Origin of the sequence: Pseudomonas sp. UBT, from assembly GCF_050915955.1 — a bacterium.
In the GTDB taxonomy this organism is placed as follows: Bacteria; Pseudomonadota; Gammaproteobacteria; order Pseudomonadales; family Pseudomonadaceae; genus Aquipseudomonas; species Aquipseudomonas antarctica_A.
The window spans coordinates 3,455,936-3,473,530 of the sequence record NZ_CP168079.1 but is presented as its reverse complement, the minus strand read 5'-3'; the positions used below and the strand labels follow the sequence as shown (position 1 = coordinate 3,473,530).

General features: G+C 60.4%; 21 protein-coding genes. 16 read left to right on the top strand and 5 right to left on the bottom strand.

All coding sequences use genetic code 11. The features are described 5' to 3' along the window. Positions 1-170: 170 nt before the first annotated feature. Positions 171-1,493 carry a diaminopimelate decarboxylase gene (lysA, locus tag ACDZ94_RS15880; RefSeq protein ID WP_262667413.1) on the bottom strand — a complete coding sequence of 441 codons (1,323 nt, stop codon included), beginning with the start codon at positions 1,491-1,493 and terminating at the stop codon, positions 171-173. A gap of 362 nt (positions 1,494-1,855) precedes the next feature. On the opposite strand from lysA, the gene ACDZ94_RS15875 reads away from it, so the two are divergent. From ACDZ94_RS15875 to ACDZ94_RS15865, 3 genes are all read left to right on the top strand, one after another. Next, the gene (locus tag ACDZ94_RS15875) at positions 1,856-2,767 is read left to right on the top strand and encodes a LysR family transcriptional regulator (protein ID WP_064451563.1); all 912 of its coding nucleotides are present in this window, start codon (positions 1,856-1,858) and stop codon (positions 2,765-2,767) included. A gap of 136 nt (positions 2,768-2,903) precedes the next feature. Continuing rightward, complete coding sequence (locus ACDZ94_RS15870; RefSeq protein ID WP_016978478.1) at positions 2,904-3,239, top strand: hypothetical protein; 336 nt, start codon at positions 2,904-2,906, stop codon at positions 3,237-3,239. Between the two features lie 72 nt (positions 3,240-3,311). Then, on the top strand, positions 3,312-4,202 hold the full coding sequence (locus ACDZ94_RS15865) for a pseudouridine synthase (protein ID WP_221294296.1): 891 nt from the start codon (positions 3,312-3,314) through the stop codon (positions 4,200-4,202). Between the two features lie 55 nt (positions 4,203-4,257). On the opposite strand, the gene ACDZ94_RS15860 is transcribed toward ACDZ94_RS15865, so the two are convergent. Both ACDZ94_RS15860 and mobA read right to left on the bottom strand, forming a co-directional pair. Further along, positions 4,258-4,479, bottom strand: coding sequence for a YgdI/YgdR family lipoprotein (locus tag ACDZ94_RS15860; RefSeq protein WP_017136187.1), 222 nt, complete (start codon positions 4,477-4,479; stop codon positions 4,258-4,260). A 79-nt stretch (positions 4,480-4,558) separates the two neighbouring features. Continuing rightward, complete coding sequence (gene mobA / locus ACDZ94_RS15855; RefSeq protein WP_259762860.1) at positions 4,559-5,161, bottom strand: molybdenum cofactor guanylyltransferase MobA; 603 nt, start codon at positions 5,159-5,161, stop codon at positions 4,559-4,561. 76 nt (positions 5,162-5,237) lie between these two features. Between mobA and moaB the strand changes: the two genes are divergently transcribed. Both moaB and ACDZ94_RS15845 read left to right on the top strand, forming a co-directional pair. Further along, on the top strand, positions 5,238-5,777 hold the full coding sequence (moaB, locus tag ACDZ94_RS15850; RefSeq protein WP_056857153.1) for a molybdenum cofactor biosynthesis protein B: 540 nt from the start codon (positions 5,238-5,240) through the stop codon (positions 5,775-5,777). Then, the gene (locus tag ACDZ94_RS15845; protein ID WP_064451565.1) at positions 5,770-6,987 is read left to right on the top strand and encodes a molybdopterin molybdotransferase MoeA; all 1,218 of its coding nucleotides are present in this window, start codon (positions 5,770-5,772) and stop codon (positions 6,985-6,987) included. The genes moaB and ACDZ94_RS15845 overlap by 8 nt, the downstream gene beginning before the upstream one ends. A 131-nt stretch (positions 6,988-7,118) precedes the next feature. Here the strand turns inward: ACDZ94_RS15845 and ACDZ94_RS15840 are convergent, their stop codons facing one another. Further along, positions 7,119-7,448, bottom strand: a complete 330-nt coding sequence (locus tag ACDZ94_RS15840; RefSeq protein WP_053255183.1) for an EscU/YscU/HrcU family type III secretion system export apparatus switch protein — start codon at positions 7,446-7,448, stop codon at positions 7,119-7,121. Further along, positions 7,445-9,022: a flagellar hook-length control protein FliK gene (locus tag ACDZ94_RS15835; RefSeq protein WP_064451567.1), complete on the bottom strand. Its 1,578-nt coding sequence runs from the start codon at positions 9,020-9,022 to the stop codon at positions 7,445-7,447. The genes ACDZ94_RS15840 and ACDZ94_RS15835 overlap by 4 nt, the downstream gene beginning before the upstream one ends. 254 nt (positions 9,023-9,276) lie before the next feature. On the opposite strand from ACDZ94_RS15835, the gene ccmA reads away from it, so the two are divergent. From ccmA to phnN, 11 genes are all read left to right on the top strand, one after another. Continuing rightward, complete coding sequence (gene ccmA / locus ACDZ94_RS15830) at positions 9,277-9,858, top strand: cytochrome c biogenesis heme-transporting ATPase CcmA (RefSeq protein WP_432751507.1); 582 nt, start codon at positions 9,277-9,279, stop codon at positions 9,856-9,858. Next, entirely contained in the window at positions 9,855-10,523 is a 669-nt protein-coding gene (gene ccmB, locus ACDZ94_RS15825) for a heme exporter protein CcmB (RefSeq protein WP_064451569.1), read from the top strand. The genes ccmA and ccmB overlap by 4 nt, the downstream gene beginning before the upstream one ends. 81 nt (positions 10,524-10,604) lie before the next feature. Next, entirely contained in the window at positions 10,605-11,360 is a 756-nt protein-coding gene (locus ACDZ94_RS15820) for a heme ABC transporter permease (RefSeq protein WP_064451570.1), read from the top strand. Continuing rightward, positions 11,357-11,533, top strand: coding sequence for a heme exporter protein CcmD (gene ccmD / locus ACDZ94_RS15815; protein ID WP_003172771.1), 177 nt, complete (start codon positions 11,357-11,359; stop codon positions 11,531-11,533). Before ACDZ94_RS15820 ends, ccmD begins: the two co-directional genes overlap by 4 nt. Further along, positions 11,530-11,997 (top strand): cytochrome c maturation protein CcmE, encoded by a 468-nt coding sequence (ccmE, locus tag ACDZ94_RS15810; RefSeq protein ID WP_221294298.1) that lies wholly within the window; start codon positions 11,530-11,532, stop codon positions 11,995-11,997. Before ccmD ends, ccmE begins: the two co-directional genes overlap by 4 nt. A 3-nt stretch (positions 11,998-12,000) precedes the next feature. After that, a complete protein-coding gene (locus ACDZ94_RS15805) occupies positions 12,001-13,989 on the top strand; it encodes a heme lyase CcmF/NrfE family subunit (RefSeq protein ID WP_432750425.1) in 1,989 nt (662 codons plus the stop codon). Beyond that, positions 13,986-14,522, top strand: coding sequence for a DsbE family thiol:disulfide interchange protein (locus ACDZ94_RS15800; RefSeq protein ID WP_432750424.1), 537 nt, complete (start codon positions 13,986-13,988; stop codon positions 14,520-14,522). Before ACDZ94_RS15805 ends, ACDZ94_RS15800 begins: the two co-directional genes overlap by 4 nt. After that, positions 14,519-14,992, top strand: a complete 474-nt coding sequence (locus tag ACDZ94_RS15795; RefSeq protein ID WP_064451574.1) for a cytochrome c-type biogenesis protein — start codon at positions 14,519-14,521, stop codon at positions 14,990-14,992. Before ACDZ94_RS15800 ends, ACDZ94_RS15795 begins: the two co-directional genes overlap by 4 nt. After that, positions 14,985-16,169 carry a c-type cytochrome biogenesis protein CcmI gene (ccmI, locus tag ACDZ94_RS15790; RefSeq protein ID WP_432750423.1) on the top strand — a complete coding sequence of 395 codons (1,185 nt, stop codon included), beginning with the start codon at positions 14,985-14,987 and terminating at the stop codon, positions 16,167-16,169. Before ACDZ94_RS15795 ends, ccmI begins: the two co-directional genes overlap by 8 nt. A gap of 15 nt (positions 16,170-16,184) precedes the next feature. After that, positions 16,185-16,580: a hypothetical protein gene (locus ACDZ94_RS15785; protein ID WP_262667420.1), complete on the top strand. Its 396-nt coding sequence runs from the start codon at positions 16,185-16,187 to the stop codon at positions 16,578-16,580. Positions 16,581-17,013: 433 nt separating this feature from the next. Then, positions 17,014-17,586: a phosphonate metabolism protein/1,5-bisphosphokinase (PRPP-forming) PhnN gene (gene phnN, locus ACDZ94_RS15780; RefSeq protein WP_221294302.1), complete on the top strand. Its 573-nt coding sequence runs from the start codon at positions 17,014-17,016 to the stop codon at positions 17,584-17,586. Positions 17,587-17,595: the final 9 nt, after the last annotated feature.

Here is a 17,595-nt window from a genome sequence, read left to right as displayed (position 1 = left end):
GGCGTATTTATTGCGCCGAACATGCGACGTTTCTATGGGGATTCCCTCCGCGCAGAGTTCGTGCTGCCAATAGATTCGCGGGTTCAATATCCGTATCGGCACCGGCTGAAACACAAGAGGGTTTTATACCGTTTCCAGTGTGTTCAGAGAGTCAACGTAGAGCGTCAGTGTTAAGCGTTGTCTAAACCGCATAATTCGTGAGCCACTAAATCTTCATGGGACTCACGCGTCCGAACTAACTTGGCACGGGCTCCCTCAACCAGCACTTCGGGTGGTCGCCCACGAGAGTTATATTGGCTTGCCATGCTCATGCCATAGGCGCCACATGAAAAAATCGCCAATAAACTGCCATCGCCAAACGCAGGTAATAGTCGGCCCAATGCAAAATAATCGCCTGTTTCACAAATGGGTCCGACAATATCGGTCTCTTCCAGGCGGGTGACGCCGGAATACTGAGCGCTCCGCGTTAATGTAGTCCAATGGCCCGAAAAATTGTCAAAATGGGTTGGCCAGATGACATGGTTCGCACCATATAGGGTAGGTCGCAGCAGTACGTTCATGCCCGCATCGACTATAACGATCTTGCGATCCCAGCCTTGTTTAATATATTCGACGGTGGTCAGTAAAATACCGGCGTTTGCACTGATCGAACGACCCGGTTCAATGATGAAACGGATACCGCGCTGTTTCAGGGGGTGTAGACGCTCACAAATAAGTGCGCCAGTTTCAGTCAATGAACACACGGGATTACTTTCTGTTCCGTACGGGGCTGGAAAACCTCCGCCAATGTTGACAAATTCGACCGCGCAATCAACCGCTTCAAGCCGGTTAATCATGTCCTCAACCTTATCGATCGCAGACAAATAGGTCTGCACCGATGGAATCGGCGATCCGAGGTGAATGTGGATCCCAACGACATCTACACTTGAGTAACGCTTTGGCGCGAAGAGTTCATAGGCGCTTTCAATGGGTATGCCAAATTTTGTCTGGCGACCGCCCGTTGAGGTTTTTTCATGGGTGCCAGCATCGGCCACATCCGGATTAACACGAATAGTCACCTTGATACGCTTACTGGCAGTCGAGGCGATCTCATCCAGCCGCAGCAGCTCGGCTTCAGACTCCACATTAAAAAGCAAAACGCCAGCTTCAACAGCGTAGCTAATTTCTTCACGCGACTTGCCGACACCGGCAAACACAATCTTATCCGCAGTCACTCCCGCCATCAGTGCCCGGTAGAGCTCACCGCCACTTACCACATCAAGACCAGATCCTTCATCGACTAAGAGCTTAAGGATGCTGAGATTACTGCAGCTTTTAACGGAGAAGCAAATCAACGGCGAGAGCGCGGAAAAAGCATCTTGCAGCACAGCGTAGTGATTTTTCAGTGTCTGTGCTGAATAGATATATACCGGGCTTCCATGCTGTTCGACGATCTGACGAACATCAACGTGTTCTACCTGTAAGTGACCGTTGATAAAATTAAAATGGTCCATCTTGCTTCCTTGAATTGATTGCTTCAGCTAAGTAAAGGTATAAGTAGTCATCGGCTGAATCGAATAAAAGCCGACTTATACTGTGTAGATATTTGACGGTCTTCTCAGCGCAAGCAATTGCGGTTTAGGTGCTCGTGTTGATGAAGAGTGCTGGGTATTTCGGTCGTTCGTGCGGCGACTTAATATCGGTAAACTCTGCGAACTGTTTCTTCCCGGCTTTTTAATAAAGCCGTTTCGAATCGCGGGTTTTGCATACGTGGAAAGTATGCGCAGCAAAAAAACAAAGTAAAAATATCAATTTAGTGGCTGGCTATTCATTTCTGATATGGTCTGACCTATTTCATTCATCGCGAGGTTGGCCCATGGATTTCAGTTTTCGCCATGTAGAAGTATTCTGGGCGGTAATGACCACAGGCAGTGCGACAGCTGCCGCTGCACTTCTGCATACCTCGCAGCCCACCATCAGCCGAGAGCTCAGCCGGTTCGAAACGCTGACCCAGTTGACGTTGTTCAAGCGCGCGGGTGCAAAGTTGATCCCGACCGAGCATGGTCTGATGCTGTTCGATGAAGTTCAACGCAGCTATGTCGGGCTGGCCCGTGTGAAAAATGCCGTCGAGGCCATCAGGCATTTTCGGCAAGGGCAAATTTCGTTGACGTGTATTCCGGCTTTCTCAAATGCTCTGTTACCGCAGGCCTGCCAGGATTTCTGCAGTAAATTTCCGGGCGTGAGCATTAACATCACGCCGCAGGAGTCGCCCGCGCTCGAGGAGTCGCTGACTGCTCAGCGTTATCACCTGGGGTTGACTGAAACCCTGGAAACACCTCCGGGAACCTACGTCGAAACACTCTTAAACCTCGACGTGGTGTGTGTCTTGCCGTCTGATCACGAGTTGAATGCGAAAACCGTCCTCACACCACAAGACTTCGAGGGGCAAAACTTTGTTTACCTTGCAGCGGATGATCCCTACAGAATCAAAACCGACGCTATCTTTCAGCAGTCAGGCATTGAAAGGCGCCTGGCGGTAGAGACGCATAACGCGAGCGCTGTGTGTGCGACCGTCAACCTGGGAGTCGGCGTTGCCATCGTGAACCCGCTCACAGCCCTCGACTATGTTGGCCGGGGTTTGCAGATCCGTCGCTTTTCCCACTCAATTTCTTACTGTGTAAGCGTCGTACGGCCGTTGCATCGCCCCGAATCGTCTACCGTGGAGCAATTTGTTGATGTTCTACGAAGCAATTGCCAGCAGATAAGCGCTCGCTTGGGAAATCTCTGAAAAAGCCTTTCGAGTCGAGGATTCGTCCGACGCACAACGGTTGAGTCTCGGTGAAACAGATGTCCGTCACCGATGGCGAGTTTCCAATTATTACGCTACTGTATGCCCGTACAGTGATTGAGTAGAGGGAACGCCCGTGGTGAATGTTGAACAACTGAAAAGCAGCGTCAATCGCATGTCCGCCGATGTTGTGCGCGACGCGGTGAACGAGCTGCGCCTGGATGGCCTGGTCACGGAAGGCAAGACGCCGTTTAACAAAGTGCATTTCAATACCTGCTTTGCCGAAATCGAAGCCTTGTTCCAGCGCGCCGGTTACCACAAGCAGTTGGATGTCGTGGGTTACCAGGGCTTGTTGTACGCGCTTTACGATCCTGGCCGTTGGGAAGCGGTGGACGTGCTGCGCTGGCTCAAGGAGTTTACCGACGCCGCCAGTGCCTCGCCGATCCTGCGGGCCGAATTGGCAAAGGCCTGAGATCCGCCCTAGGCTCAATCCCGCTCCATGCGGGATAATGCCTGCCTGATTTTCCAGGCTTCGAGCATTGTCATGTCCACATCCGGTTTCTCCGCGTCCCAGCACCAAGCCAGCACGTTGTATTTGCCACCTGGCCCTTGGGCAACCGTGCTGGATTGCCTGTGCGAGCATTTTCCGGCGATCAGTCGTGAACACTGGCTGGACCGCATCGCCCGAGGCCGTGTGCTCGACATCAACGGCAACCCGATCAGCCTCGGCCTGGCCTACAAGGAAGGCCTGTGCATTTATTACTTCCGTGAAGTACCGAATGAGAAGGTGATCCCGGTAAAGGAAACCATCCTGTACGCCGACGAACATTTGGTCGTGGCCGACAAGCCGCATTTTCTGCCGGTAACGCCTGCCGGCGAATACGTCGAGCAGACCCTGTTGCGCCGCCTGATTCGTCGCCTGGATAACCCCGCGCTTGTTCCCTTGCATCGCATCGACCGCCATACGGCCGGGCTGGTGCTGTTCTCGGCCAACCCGCAAAGCCGTTCGGCGTATCAACAGCTGTTTCCCACGCGGCGCATCGACAAATTCTACGAAGCTATCGCCCCAGCCTTGCCGAACCTGACGTTCCCCAGGGTGCACAAAAGCCGCCTGGTGGATGGCGAGCCGTTCTTCCGCATGCAGGAAGGGCCGGGCGCCAGCAACACCGAAACCGCGGTGGAAGTGCGCGAAAAAAATGGCGACCTGTGGCGCTACGGCCTGTTTCCCGTGACCGGCAAGAAGCACCAGCTGCGCGTGCACATGACCGCGCTGGGGGCGAGTATCTGCAATGACCCGTTCTACCCCGACGTGATCAAGGACGCCGAGGACGACTACGCCAAGCCACTCAAGCTGCTGGCCCAGGGCGTGCGGTTTATCGACCCGGTCACGGGTGAACAACGCGAGTTCCGCAGCCGGATCAGTCTCGACTGGTAACTCCCGGAAACGACAAGGCCCGCGCGAGGCGGGCCTTGTTGGCAAACCCTAAGACTTACAGGTCTTTAACGGTGCGAACCTGATCTTTGTTGATGCGGGTCTGCTTGCCGTCAAGTTGCTCGAACTCATAGAAGCCCGAAGCCTTGTCGTATTTAGGGGTGTCGACGGCCTGGATTTCGCGACCGTCATTCAGGGTGATCACTGTAGGCGAGGCGCAACCGGCGAGAGTGGCGAGGCCCAGTGCAAGCATGAGAGCGGCGATGGTCCGTTGAGTCATGAGTGTGTCTCCAAAAGAATTCTTTTAAACAGCTGACCTTGTGACGCGCGTGGCGTCGACAAAGTTCCTTGTGCGAGGTTCATTCTGACACGCCGAACCCTGGGTGCAACAGCTCCGGTGTGTTCAGGTTGGCCAGCCGCGGGTCTTGCGCCTGGCATTCCAGGCCCACGCCACCCAGTTGCAAGAGGATCTTGCGCGGGCTCCGTTCACCGGCGTCCCATGCCCGTTCTACCTCGGCTTGGAGGCAAGTCGGGATGATGCAGATCAAGGGTTCCCAGAATTCACCATGACGCACCATCACCGGCAGCAGCGGATTGCGGCGAGCAGTCTCACGCAGGTCGCTGAGTAGTCCCACGTCTATATTCGGCACGTCACACGGCAGTATCAACACATGCTCATGATGTGCGGCAGCCAAGCCTGCACGGATGCCTGCCAGCGGGCCGGGGAAGTCTGGGTTGTCGTCGCTCACCAACTGGTCGGCATAGGGCGCGTACCGCTCGTGGTTGCGGTTGCACGAGATAATCAGGTCGTCCGTCAGTGGCCGGGTCAGGCGCTGCAAGTGCGCGATCAGCGGCTGACCCTGCCATTGCAACAGGCCTTTGTCCTGGCCGCCCATACGTTGGCCACGGCCACCGGCCAGCAGCAGAATCGAACAGGGCAGGGGCGAAGAATCGAGAGACATGGCGGTTCCGCTGCGGCAGGTAAATAGGGCCCTGTGATATAACATCGGGCTGTTCCTTCGACAACCGGACCGAGCCATGAAAGCCAAGGCTGATGCGCCCTTCGTACCCCTGAATATCGCTGTACTGACCGTCAGCGACACCCGCACCCTGGACACCGACACCTCGGGCCAGGTCTTCGTCGACCGCCTGACCGCCGCCGGCCACAACCTGGCCGAGCGCGTGCTGCTCAAGGACGACCTCTACAAAATTCGCGCCCAAGTCGCCCACTGGATCGCCGAAGACGTGGTGCAAGTGGTGCTGATCACCGGTGGCACCGGCTTCACCGGCCGTGACAGCACGCCCGAAGCGGTGAGCTGCCTGCTGGACAAGCAAGTCGATGGGTTTGGCGAACTGTTCCGCCAGATATCGGTGGCCGATATCGGCACCTCCACCGTGCAATCGCGCGCCCTGGCCGGCCTGGCCAATGGCACGCTGGTATGTTGCCTGCCGGGTTCGACCAATGCGGTGCGCACGGGCTGGGATGGCATCCTTGCCGAGCAACTGGATAACCGCCATCGCCCGTGCAACTTCGTTCCCCACCTGAAGCAGGCCGAACCCTGCGAATCCCGTGGATAAGCCCGGTAAAACCGGCGCTTTGCTGCCGGTGGAAGACGCGTTGCGCCAACTGCTGGACATGGCCGAAGCCGCGCCGATCCGTGAGCAGGACGTGCTGCCTCTGGGCGAGTGCGATGGCCGTGTGCTGGCGCAAGACCTCATCTCCACCCTCGATCTGCCGCCCTGGCCCAACAGCGCCATGGACGGCTACGCCCTGCGGCTGTCGGACTGGAATGGCGAGCCCTTGCCCGTCAGCCAGCGCATCTTCGCCGGCCAGGCGCCGCAGCCATTGGCGCAAGGCACTTGCGCGCGCATCTTTACCGGCGCCCCGGTGCCCGAAGGTGCGGACTGTGTAGAGATGCAGGAAAACGCCGTGGTCCACGCCGACGAACGCGTGGGCTTCTCCGAACCCTTGCAGGTCAACCAGAACATCCGCCCCCAAGGCCAGGAAACCACCGTCGGCGAGTGTGTATTAACCGCCGGCACCCGGCTCGGCCCGATCGAGCTGGGCTTGGCTGCGTCCCTCGGCCATGACCGCCTGAGTGTGGTGCGCCGCGTGCGCGTGGCCGTGCTGTCCACCGGTGACGAGCTGATCGAGCCCGGCTTGCCGCTGGGCCCGGGGCAAATCTACAACAGCAATCGCCGTGTGCTGTGCAGCTGGCTTGCGCGGATGGGCTGTGAAGTGATCGATGCCGGGATTCTGCCGGATGATCTGGAAAAAACCCGCACACGCCTGGCCGATTTGGGCAGTGTCGACTTGATTCTGTCGACCGGTGGCGTGTCGGTGGGCGAGGCGGACTTCCTCGGCATCGCCCTGCGCGAAGAGGGTGAGCTGGCCTTGTGGAAGCTGGCGATCAAACCGGGAAAACCGCTGACCTTCGGCCATTTTCGTGGCGTGCCGGTGATCGGCCTGCCGGGCAACCCGGCCTCGACTCTGGTGACCTTCGCGCTGCTGGCCCGCCCTTATCTGCTGCGCCGCCAAGGTGTGCAGGACGTGGCGCCGCTGCGTTTCGAAGTGCCGGTGGGCTTCACCTGGCCCAAGCCGGGCAATCGCCGCGAGTATCTGCGCGGGCGTATCGAGCAGGGCAAAGCAATCATCTACCGCAACCAGAGTTCCGGCGTGCTGCGCAGCGCGGCGTGGGCCGAGGGGTTTGTGGAGGTATTGGAAGGAACGACGTTGGCATTGGGGGACCGAGTCAACTTCATCCCCCTGAGTGAAGTCCTGAACTAACAATAGAGAGCTAAATGTGGGAGCTGGCTTGCCTGCGATGGCGATGTGTCAGCTTGCTTATCTGGAGCAGGTGTACCGCTATCGCAGGCAAGCCAGCTCCCACATTTTGGATTGTGTATCTCTGAGACTTTTCAGTAATCGTCGCCACGCTCCGTCACATCCCGCTCCACCGGCTCGGCATTCGGGTCATACCCCACCGGGAACTTGCCTTTGAGTGTCCAGGCGAACGCAATGATCTCCGCCACCGTGCGGTACAACTCCTCCGGGATACTGTCCCCCAATTCCATGCGCGCCAGCAGCTTCACCAGCTCGGCGTTCTCATAGATCGGCACTTCATTTTCCCGCGCCAACTTCAAAATGGCTTCGGCCAGGGCATCGTCGCCCTTGGCTGTCAGGGTCGGTGCTTGCTGGCCGTCATACTTGAGGGCAATCGCCTGGCGCGGTGGGGTTGGGTTTTTCATGCGGTTTCATCCACCCAGCGTTGCTCCAGTCCGGTGCGTGGCCCGCGTGGCGGGGTGCCGAGGTGGCAATCCAGGTCGCCGACATTGAGACCCGAGGTCACCAGGCGCTCGCGTAAGTTGCCCAAGTGGCTTTCGATCAAACTGGCGGTAAAGGGCCGAGTCGCCCACAACTGGCTGGACAGTTTGCCCTGTGTCAGTTGCGCCTGAACCTGCAGCGGCCCGAGCGGCTCCATGTCGAACGCCAGCTCGACGCGCCAGAGCATCTGCTTGGGGTCTTTTTTGTCTTTGCGCTCGGGCTGGTCCTTGTCCGGCGTGGGTTCTTCGCGCTGGAACTTGACCTGCAATGGCACGATGTCCTGCAAGGTGCGCATGGGGATTTCCAACTGCCAGGTGGTCTGCAGCCGGCCGTCGGCCGTGGTGCCGGTCTGCTCCAGGCTCGACAGCTGGTGGCTCTGCAAGCGTGAAATCGCCCCGGCTGCCAGGCGCAGCAGGTTTTCCAGGTCGCTTTCGCCTTCCAGGCGCTGCATCAACCGATCCGGCAGCGGAAACCCAGCGGGTGCTTGCCGGGCGCTGATCTGGCCGAGCGTACTCAGCGGGTTGCGCACGAAGTTCGGCAGCACCTGGGCCAGGGTATTGGCGGCGAGGATGGCGTTGAGGTTGGTGCCGGTGGGCAGGGCCGGCACCAGCTCGGCGACCAGGCGCAGCAGTGCGCCTTTCATGTCCAGCGGGGGAATTTGCGGGTTTTGCCCGACCAACAACTTGGCTTCAAGAAACGCGCCGCTGTTCTGGACCAATTGCGCCAGGACCTTGGGATTGCTGACTTGTGCCAGGTCTGGCAGGGCCGCCAGCAAACGCGCGGCGGCGGCGCGCAGGTCGGTGGAGGTGCTGTCATCAGCGGGCAAGTTTTGCAAGGCAGTAAAGACCACGTCCAGCGAACCCTGGCGGCTTTGCTGGGTCGAGAGCTGTTGCGCGACGGCCAATTGATCCTTAAGCCCGCTTAACGGCACGAAATTCAAGGTTTGCGCATTCTGCACCACGGCGCTGAGTAAACTGCCGACCCGCAGTGGCTGCGGGCTTTCCAGGGTCAGCGTCGTCCCGGCGAGGGCGTTATTGAGCACCGTCACCAGCGAGCGATAGATCGCCGGTTGCGTCGCGCCCTGCGGCAGCATCTGGGTGGTCAGCACCTTGGCCTGCAACAGCGTGCCTTCCGGCATTTGCGTGGTGTCGATACGGGTGAGGGCGGCCACATTGGCACTCAAGGCTTGCTGCAAGGTAATGGTCAGGTTGCCTGTCGGCGTCTGGCTCACCGCCACGTTGCTGCCCAGCGGCAATGGTTGCGCGCTGCTGGCTTGCACCAGGGTCTGGCGGCCGCCTTCGAGGGTCAACTTGAGCAACAGTTGAAACGCGTCGCCGCCTTGTTTAAGCGCAATCACCTCGGCGTTTACAGTTTTCCCAGGGTCGATCAAGCCGGTCTGCGGCTCCAGCAGTTTGAGCAACTCACCGGTCGGGGGCAGCGGGGCTGGCCCGGTGGCCGGGGCAGGAGGCAGCGTAGGAAGGTTGATCTCACCGGTCATCGTGCGCGTCGTCTCTGGGGAAATTGCCCTCTTTAGAGTAGGGCATCACATGTATAATGCCGCCCGTCTGCAAAGAGAGCGGTAAAAACCTCACAACTATTTGATCCAGCTCTCTAAAATCGGTCGCCAAAGCCGTTATTGTGCATCTCTCTATAACGGCCGCTGCACCGCCGACTTGAACCGTAAAGGCCCGCGATCTCTTGACCAGCCCTCTTCTTGAAGCCGTAGCGCTTGCCTGTGAACGCGACCTGCGGATGCTGTTCGAACACCTCGAACTGCGTCTGGCGGGCGGCGACATGGTGCAAATCAGCGGCCCGAACGGCAGCGGCAAAACCAGTTTGCTGCGCTTGCTGGCCGGGTTGATGCAGCCGACGGCAGGTGAGGTGCGACTCAACGGCAAGCCCCTCAACGAACAACGCACCGAACTCGCCCGCAACCTTATCTGGATCGGCCACGCCGCCGGGATCAAGGATGTGCTCACGCCCGAAGAAAACCTCAGTTGGCTCAGTGCCCTGCATCATCCGGCTTCCCGCGACGCCATCTGGCAAGCCCTGGCGGCGGTCGGCCTCAAGGGTTTCGAAGACGTGCCCTGTCATACGTTGTCCGCCGGGCAGCAACGCCGCGTGGCCCTGGCCCGTTTGTATCTGCCCGGCCCGCCGCTGTGGATTCTCGACGAACCGTTCACCGCCCTCGACAAACAGGGCGTGACTCAACTCGAAGCACACCTGGCCCGGCACTGTGAGCAGGGTGGGTTGGTGGTCCTCACGACTCACCACAGTCTGACGCACGTGCCTGCCGGTTACCGTGACATGGACTTGGGCCGGTGGTCGCTATGAGTGTGTTTGCCCTGTTGGTCGCCCGTGAAGCACGATTGCTGTGCCGTCGCCCGGCTGAATTGGCCAATCCGCTGGTGTTCTTCGCTATTGTCATCGCGTTGTTCCCGTTGGCGGTCGGCCCCGATACTAAACTGTTGCAAACCTTGTCCCCGGGGCTGGTGTGGGTGGCAGCGCTTTTGTCCGTCCTGCTCTCGCTGGACGGGCTGTTTCGCAGTGATTTCGAAGACGGTTCCCTGGAACAGTGGGTCCTTTCGTCGCACCCTTTGCCACTTCTGGTACTGGCAAAGGTACTGGCACACTGGGCTTTTTCCGGCTTGGCGCTAGTCTTGCTCTCGCCGCTGCTGGCGATGATGTTGGGCTTGCCCGTCGAATGCCTGCCGGTGTTGCTGTGTTCCTTGTTACTCGGTACGCCGGTGCTCAGCCTGTTGGGGGCGGTGGGCGCAGCGTTGACCGTCGGTTTGAAGCGGGGCGGCCTGTTACTGGCCCTGCTGATTCTGCCTTTGTATATCCCGGTGTTGATCCTGGGCAGCGGTGCTTTGCAAGCCGCGCTCATGGGCATGCCGGCGACGGGTTACCTCTTGTGGCTTGGCAGCCTGACCGCCCTGGCGGTAACCCTGACACCCTTTGCTATAGCGGCTGGCCTGAAGATCAGCGTCGGCGAATAATGAGGTCTGGTTAAGCGTTATTAACCAGTAAAGACCCTGAGTTTCTCGCAAAGACGAGAAACAACCGTGATGGAAACAGCAATGAACTGGACCTGGTTTCACAAGCTCGGCTCGCCCAAATGGTTTTACGGCATCAGCGGCAAGCTGCTGCCGTGGTTGAGCATCGCAGCCCTGTTGCTGATCGGCATCGGCCTGGTCTGGGGGCTGGCCTTCGCGCCGCCGGATTACCAGCAAGGCAACAGCTTTCGCATCATCTATATCCACGTGCCGGCCGCGATGCTGGCCCAGTCCTGTTACGTGATGCTGGCCGTGTGCGGCGTCGTCGGCCTGGTGTGGAAGATGAAGCTGGCCGACGTGGCCCTGCAATGCGCCGCGCCCATCGGTGCGTGGATGACCGCCGTGGCGCTGGTCACCGGCGCGATCTGGGGCAAACCGACCTGGGGTTCATGGTGGGTGTGGGATGCGCGTCTCACGTCGATGCTGATCCTGCTGTTCCTGTACTTCGGCCTGATTGCCCTGGGCAACGCCATCAGTAACCGTGACAGCGCCGCCAAGGCCTGTGCGGTACTGGCCATCGTCGGCGTGATCAACATCCCGATCATCAAATACTCGGTGGAGTGGTGGAACACCCTGCACCAGGGTGCCACCTTCACCCTCACCGAAAAACCGGCAATGCCCGTGGAAATGTGGGCGCCGCTGCTGTTGATGGTGCTGGGGTTCTACTGCTTCTTCGGCGCCGTGCTGCTGATGCGCATGCGCCTCGAGGTGCTCAAGCGTGAAGCCCGCGCCAGTTGGGTCAAGGCCGAAGTGCAAACCTGCCTGGGAGCGCGTGGATGAGTTTTGCTTCTTTCAGTGATTTTCTCGCCATGGGCCATCATGGCCTGTATGTCTGGACGGCCTATGGCATCTGCCTGGCGGTGCTGGCCCTCAACGTCGCCGCGCCGATCCTGGCCCGCAAGCGTTACCTGCAACAAGAGGCGCGTCGTCTGCGCCGGGAGACCGAAAAGTGAATCCGCTGCGTAGAAAGCGTCTGTTGATCATCCTTGCCATCCTGGCCGGCGTGAGTATTGCCGTGGGCCTGGCGATGAGCGCCCTGCGGGAGAACATCAACCTGTTCTACACCCCAACCCAGATCGCCAACGGCGAAGCCCCGCTGGACACGCGCATTCGCGCCGGCGGCATGGTGGAGAAGGGCTCGCTGAAGCGTTCCGGCGATTCTCTGGACGTGACCTTCGTGGTCACCGACTTCAACAAGGCCGTCACCATTACCTATCGCGGCATCCTCCCGGACCTGTTCCGCGAGGGCCAGGGCATCGTCGCCCTGGGCAAGCTCAACGCTGAGGGTGTCGTGGTCGCCGATGAGGTGCTGGCCAAGCACGATGAGAAATACATGCCGCCGGAAGTTACCAAGGCGCTCAAAGACAGCGGCCAATCCGCCCCAGGCGCAACTTCACAGCCTGCCAAGGAGGGTTAAGCCATGACATCTGCACTGTTTATTCCGGAGCTGGGTCAGTTGGCGATGATCCTCGCCCTGTGCTTTGCCGTCGTCCAGGCCGTGGTGCCGTTGCTCGGTGCCTGGCGCGGCGACCGCCTGTGGATGAGCCTGGCCCAGCCGGCCGCCTGGGGCCAGTTTGCCTTCCTGGTGTTCGCGTTCGGTTGCCTGACCTACGCTTTTATGACCGACGACTTTTCCGTCGCCTATGTGGCCAATAACTCCAACAGCGCGCTGCCTTGGTACTACAAGTTCAGCGCCGTGTGGGGCGCCCACGAAGGCTCGTTGCTGCTGTGGGCGTTGATCCTCGGTGGCTGGACCTTCGCCGTGTCGGTGTTCTCGCGCCAATTGCCACAAGTCATGCTGGCGCGGGTGTTGGCGGTGATGGGCATGATCAGCATCGGCTTCCTGCTGTTCCTGATCATGACCTCCAACCCGTTCAGCCGCATCCTGCCGCAGATCCCGGTAGACGGGCATGATCTCAACCCGCTGCTGCAGGACATCGGCCTGATCGTGCACCCGCCGATGCTCTACATGGGTTACGTCGGTTTCTCGGTGGCCTTCGCCTTCGCCATCGCCGCCTTGCTCGGCGGGCGCCTCGATGCCGCTTGGGCGCGCTGGTCGCGGCCGTGGACCATCGTCGCCTGGGCCTTCCTCGGTATTGGTATCACCTTGGGGTCATGGTGGGCCTATTACGAACTCGGCTGGGGCGGCTGGTGGTTCTGGGACCCGGTGGAAAACGCCTCGTTCATGCCATGGCTGGTCGGTACGGCGCTGATCCACTCGCTGGCCGTCACCGAAAAGCGCGGCGTGTTCAAGAGCTGGACGGTGTTGCTGGCCATCGCGGCGTTTTCTCTCAGCCTGCTCGGCACCTTCCTCGTGCGTTCGGGCGTGCTGACGTCGGTGCATGCGTTTGCGTCCGACCCTGAGCGCGGCGTATTCATCCTGATCTTCCTGCTGTTTGTAGTCGGCGGCTCACTTACCCTGTTCGCCCTGCGCGCGCCGGTGGTCAAGAGCCAGGTCGGTTTCAACCTGTGGTCGCGGGAGACCCTGCTGCTGGGCAATAACCTGGTGCTGGTGGTGGCCGCGTCGATGATTCTGCTTGGCACCCTTTACCCGCTGGTGCTGGATGCCTTGAGCGGCGCCAAGCTGTCCGTTGGCCCGCCGTATTTCAACGCGCTGTTTATTCCGTTGATGGGCCTGTTGATGGTGGTCATGGCGGTCGGCATGCTGGTGCGCTGGAAAGACACCCCGGTGAAATGGCTGGCCGGCATGCTGATGCCGGTGCTGTTGGGCAGCGTGGCCCTGGCGGTGATCGCCGGGATCGCTTACGGCGATTTCAACTGGGCGGTGCTCGCCACCTTCCTGCTCGCCGCCTGGGTGTTACTGGCCGGCGTGCGCGATATTGTCGACAAGACCCGTCACAAAGGCCTGATCAAAGGCTTGCCAACCTTGACCCGCAGCTATTGGGGCATGCAAATCGCCCACATCGGCATTGCCGTGTGCGCTCTGGGCGTGGTGCTCTCCAGCCAGAACAGCGCCGAGCGCGACCTGCGCCTGGCACCCGGCGAGTCCATGGACCTGGCCGGCTACCACTTCATCTTCGAAGGTGCCAAGCACTTCGAAGGCCCGAACTTTACCTCCGACAAAGGCACCATCCGTGTAGTGCGCAACGGCAAGGAAGTGGCCGTGTTGCATCCGGAAAAACGTCTGTACACCGTGCAGAGCTCCATGATGACCGAAGCCGGGATCGACGCCGGTTTCACCCGCGACCTCTATGTGGCGCTGGGTGAACCGCTGGGCGATGGCGCCTGGGCGGTGCGTGTGCACGTCAAACCGTTCGTGCGCTGGATCTGGTTCGGCGGTTTGCTCACCGGGTTTGGTGGTTTGCTGGCCGCGCTGGACCGGCGTTATCGGGTCAAGGTCAAGAGCCGGGTGCGCGAAGCCCTCGGCCTTTCAGGAGCGGCGGCATGAAGCGTTGGTTGATGGTGTTACCGCTGGCGGCCTTTTTGGTGGTGGCAGTGTTCCTGTATCGCGGGCTGTACCTGGACCCGGCCGAGTTGCCCTCGGCGATGATCGGCAAGCCCTTCCCGGTGTTCAGCCTGAAGACCGTGCAGGGTGACAAGACCCTGACCCAGGCCGACCTGCTGGGCAAACCGGCACTGGTCAACGTGTGGGCGACCTGGTGCATCTCGTGCCGCGTCGAACACCCCGTACTGAACAAATTGGCCGAGAAGGGCGTGGTGATCTACGGCATCAACTACAAGGACGACAATGCGGCGGCCTTGAAGTGGCTGGCGGAGTTCCACAACCCGTATCAATTGGACATTCGCGATGAAGACGGCAACCTCGGTTTGAACCTTGGCGTATACGGCGCGCCGGAAACCTTCTTTATCGATGCCAAGGGCGTGATCCGCGACAAATACGTCGGCGTGATCGACGAAGTGGTCTGGCGCGAGCAATTGGCCGCCAAGTACCAGGCGCTGGTCGATGAGGCCAAGCCATGAAGCGTCTGTTAGCTGCTGCGGTGCTGGCGCTGGGATTGGCCGGCGTGGCCCACGCCGCCATCGACACCTACGAATTCGCCAAGGACGGTGACCGCGAGCGGTTTCGCGAACTGACCAAGGAACTGCGCTGCCCCAAGTGCCAGAACCAGGACATCGCCGACTCCAACGCGCCCATCGCCGCCGACTTGCGCAAAGAGATCTTCCGCATGCTGGGGGAGGGCAAGGACAACCAGCAGATCATCGACTTCATGGTCGACCGCTACGGTGATTTCGTGCGCTACAAACCGGCCCTCAACGGCAAGACCGCGCTGCTCTGGTTCGGCCCCGCCGGGCTGTTGCTGGCCGGCGTGGTGGTCATGGCCGTGATTGTCCGCCGTCGTCGCGCCGCACCCACCGATGGGTCCGACGCACTATCCCCCGAAGAGCGCAAGCGCCTCGACCAATTGCTGGACACCAAGACTGATGATTGATTTTTGGCTCGCAGCAGGGTTGCTGCTCCTGATTGCCCTGAGTTTCCTGTTAATCCCTGTATTGCGCGGCCGCCGCGCCCAGCGTGAAGAGGATCGCACCGCGCTGAACGTGGCGCTCTACCAGGAACGCGTCGCCGAGCTGCAAGTGCAGCAGGACGAAGGCGTGCTGAATGCCGCGCAACTCGACACCGGCCGCGCCGAAGCGGCCCGCGAGCTGCTGGCCGACACCGAAGGCGTAGAAAAACCCCGCGAATCGCGCCTGGGCAAACCGCTGCCGTTTCTGGCGGCTTTCCTGGTGCCGGTGCTGGGCGTTGCGCTGTACCTGCATTACGGGGCAAGCGACAAGGTCGAACTGACCCGCGAATTCTCCCAGCCGCCGGTGTCCATGCAAGACATGACTCAGCGTCTGGAGCGTGCTGCCGCTGCCCAGCCGGACTCGCCGGAAGGCCTGTACTTCCTCGGCCGTGCCTATATGGCTCAGGACCGCTCGGCCGATGCGGCGAAAGTCTTCGAACGCACCGTGGCGTTGGCCGGTCGTCAGCCGGAACTGCTCGGCCAATGGGCCCAGGCGCAGTACTTTGCCGACAACAAGCAATGGTCGCCCAAGGTGCAGGCGTTGACTGATGAAGCCTTGAAGCTGGACCCGAAGGAAGTTACCAGCCTTGGTTTGCTTGGCATTGCCGCGTTTGAAGGTCAGCGCTACCAAGAGGCAATCGACTACTGGAACCACCTGTTGGCGCAATTGCCACCGGCAGATAATTCACGTGTCGCCCTGCAAGGCGGCATCGACCGCGCGGCGGAGAAGCTCAAGGAAAGCGGCGGTACCGTTGCGCAAAAAACCGTGATGAAAGTGCGTGTGGACCTGTCTGCCGAGGTGAAGGCCAAAGCCTTGCCAACCGATAGCGTGTTCATCTTCGCCCGTGCCGTAAACGGTCCGCCGGCGCCATTGGCCGCCAAGCGCGTCACCGTTGCCGAACTGCCGGTCACTGTCGAACTGGGCGATGCTGACGCGATGATGCCGCAGTTGAAACTGTCGAACTTCCCCGAAGTCCAACTGGTTGCGCGCATATCCCGGGCCGGTCAACCGACCACTGGCGAATGGATCGGCCGCAGCCAACCCTTGGCCAGCAGCACCACTGCCTTGCAGACGCTGACCATCGACAGTCCGGACAAGTAAATCGAGGAAACGCCTATGACCGCTCTTGCACGCATCACCCTGCTCAGCCTCGTACTCGGCTTGAGCGCTTGTGCGGTCCACCGGCCACCTCCCGCGCCCACCGGCCCGACCATCCCACCGTCGGGCCCGTCGACTCAACCAAGCACCAAACCTTCCGGCCCGGTAACGCCACCGCCGAAGCCGCTGCCGAGCAAATCGCCGACCTTCGCCCCGCCACCGGGCGCCGCCAGCCACTGGGACGGCACGATGCAGGTGTATGTGCTGGACGAACAGCCCGACACCTTCTACCGCCAGCGCACCTACTACCGCTGGAGCAACGGCTGGAGCCGCTCCATCAGCCCGAACGGGCCATGGGAGGAGACCGACGTGCACGGCGTGCCGCCGGGGTTGAGCAAGCAATACGCGCAATGACAAAAGGCGACCTTCGGGTCGCCTTTTTCATGGCCTTGAAATGTATTTATCCAAACACCGGAGATCAAATGTGGGAGCGGGCTTGCTCGCGAAAGCGCAGTGTCAGCCAGCCTATCAATCACTGACCCACCGCCTTCGCGAGCAAGCCCGCTCCCACAGTGTTGATCTTCTTCTGATCTGACATTTAGGCCTGCTCCACCCTCGTGCGAGATATTCCCTGATGTACACCCACTCACTGTGGGAGCTGGCTTGCCATCAAGCCACGGGACACTCCCGATTCAGCGCTTGATCCACCAACTGCACGCCACAGAGATCGTAGGAAAAGTCGCGAAACTCCCCAGAGTTTGTTATCTGTATTCTTAATTCCCCGTCAACGAAATAGAGCTCAGTCCCGCATGCAACAAGTCTGGCGACAAGCAAAGAGAGGATGTTGATGGCAGGCAGGTTGATCTATCTCATCGGGCCATCGGGTTCGGGCAAGGACAGCCTGCTGGATGCCGCACGCCCACGGCTGGCCGAGCGCGGTTGTCGGATTGTGCGCCGGGTGATTACACGCTCGGCGGAAGCTGTGGGCGAAGCGGCGCAGGGCGTCAGCCCGGAGCAGTTTGCCGCGATGCAGGCCGAGGGCGCCTTTGCCCTCAGTTGGCACGCCAATGGGTTGTCCTATGGCATTCCCAAAGGCATCGACGAGTGGCTGGCGGCAGGGGACGACGTGCTGGTCAATGGCTCGCGCGCGCACCTGGCGCAAACCCGCGAGCGCTACCCGACGGTGCTGGTATTGCTGTTGACGGTTGATCAGGCCGTACTGCGCCAGCGCCTGGTCGCGCGCGGGCGTGAGTCCCTGACGGACATCGAAGAACGTTTGGCGCGCAACGCGCGGTTCACCGCCGAGCTGATTGCCGGTCATGGCGCGGGGTTGTTCGTGCTGGATAACTCCGGCCCGCTGGAGCACACGGTCGAGCGTCTGCTGTGCTGTCTCGACCACGGCCACTCGGCATGCGCCTGACCTGCTCGG

What these genes read in the sequence shown, in the direction of transcription:
- ACDZ94_RS15865 (WP_221294296.1), top strand. Translation starts at nt 3,312, where the DNA reads ATGTCCACATCCGGTTTCTCCGCGTCCCAGCACCAAGCCAGCACGTTG.
- moaB (WP_056857153.1), top strand. Translation starts at nt 5,238, where the DNA reads ATGAAAGCCAAGGCTGATGCGCCCTTCGTACCCCTGAATATCGCTGTA.
- lysA (WP_262667413.1), bottom strand. Translation starts at nt 1,493, where the DNA reads ATGGACCATTTTAATTTTATCAACGGTCACTTACAGGTAGAACACGTT.
- ccmI (WP_432750423.1), top strand. Translation starts at nt 14,985, where the DNA reads ATGATTGATTTTTGGCTCGCAGCAGGGTTGCTGCTCCTGATTGCCCTG.
- ACDZ94_RS15785 (WP_262667420.1), top strand. Translation starts at nt 16,185, where the DNA reads ATGACCGCTCTTGCACGCATCACCCTGCTCAGCCTCGTACTCGGCTTG.
- ACDZ94_RS15805 (WP_432750425.1), top strand. Translation starts at nt 12,001, where the DNA reads ATGACATCTGCACTGTTTATTCCGGAGCTGGGTCAGTTGGCGATGATC.
- ACDZ94_RS15875 (WP_064451563.1), top strand. Translation starts at nt 1,856, where the DNA reads ATGGATTTCAGTTTTCGCCATGTAGAAGTATTCTGGGCGGTAATGACC.
- ACDZ94_RS15820 (WP_064451570.1), top strand. Translation starts at nt 10,605, where the DNA reads ATGAACTGGACCTGGTTTCACAAGCTCGGCTCGCCCAAATGGTTTTAC.
- ccmA (WP_432751507.1), top strand. Translation starts at nt 9,277, where the DNA reads ATGCTGTTCGAACACCTCGAACTGCGTCTGGCGGGCGGCGACATGGTG.
- phnN (WP_221294302.1), top strand. Translation starts at nt 17,014, where the DNA reads ATGGCAGGCAGGTTGATCTATCTCATCGGGCCATCGGGTTCGGGCAAG.
- ACDZ94_RS15860 (WP_017136187.1), bottom strand. Translation starts at nt 4,479, where the DNA reads ATGACTCAACGGACCATCGCCGCTCTCATGCTTGCACTGGGCCTCGCC.
- ACDZ94_RS15800 (WP_432750424.1), top strand. Translation starts at nt 13,986, where the DNA reads ATGAAGCGTTGGTTGATGGTGTTACCGCTGGCGGCCTTTTTGGTGGTG.
- mobA (WP_259762860.1), bottom strand. Translation starts at nt 5,161, where the DNA reads ATGTCTCTCGATTCTTCGCCCCTGCCCTGTTCGATTCTGCTGCTGGCC.
- ccmB (WP_064451569.1), top strand. Translation starts at nt 9,855, where the DNA reads ATGAGTGTGTTTGCCCTGTTGGTCGCCCGTGAAGCACGATTGCTGTGC.
- ccmD (WP_003172771.1), top strand. Translation starts at nt 11,357, where the DNA reads ATGAGTTTTGCTTCTTTCAGTGATTTTCTCGCCATGGGCCATCATGGC.
- ACDZ94_RS15795 (WP_064451574.1), top strand. Translation starts at nt 14,519, where the DNA reads ATGAAGCGTCTGTTAGCTGCTGCGGTGCTGGCGCTGGGATTGGCCGGC.
- ACDZ94_RS15840 (WP_053255183.1), bottom strand. Translation starts at nt 7,448, where the DNA reads ATGAAAAACCCAACCCCACCGCGCCAGGCGATTGCCCTCAAGTATGAC.
- ACDZ94_RS15835 (WP_064451567.1), bottom strand. Translation starts at nt 9,022, where the DNA reads ATGACCGGTGAGATCAACCTTCCTACGCTGCCTCCTGCCCCGGCCACC.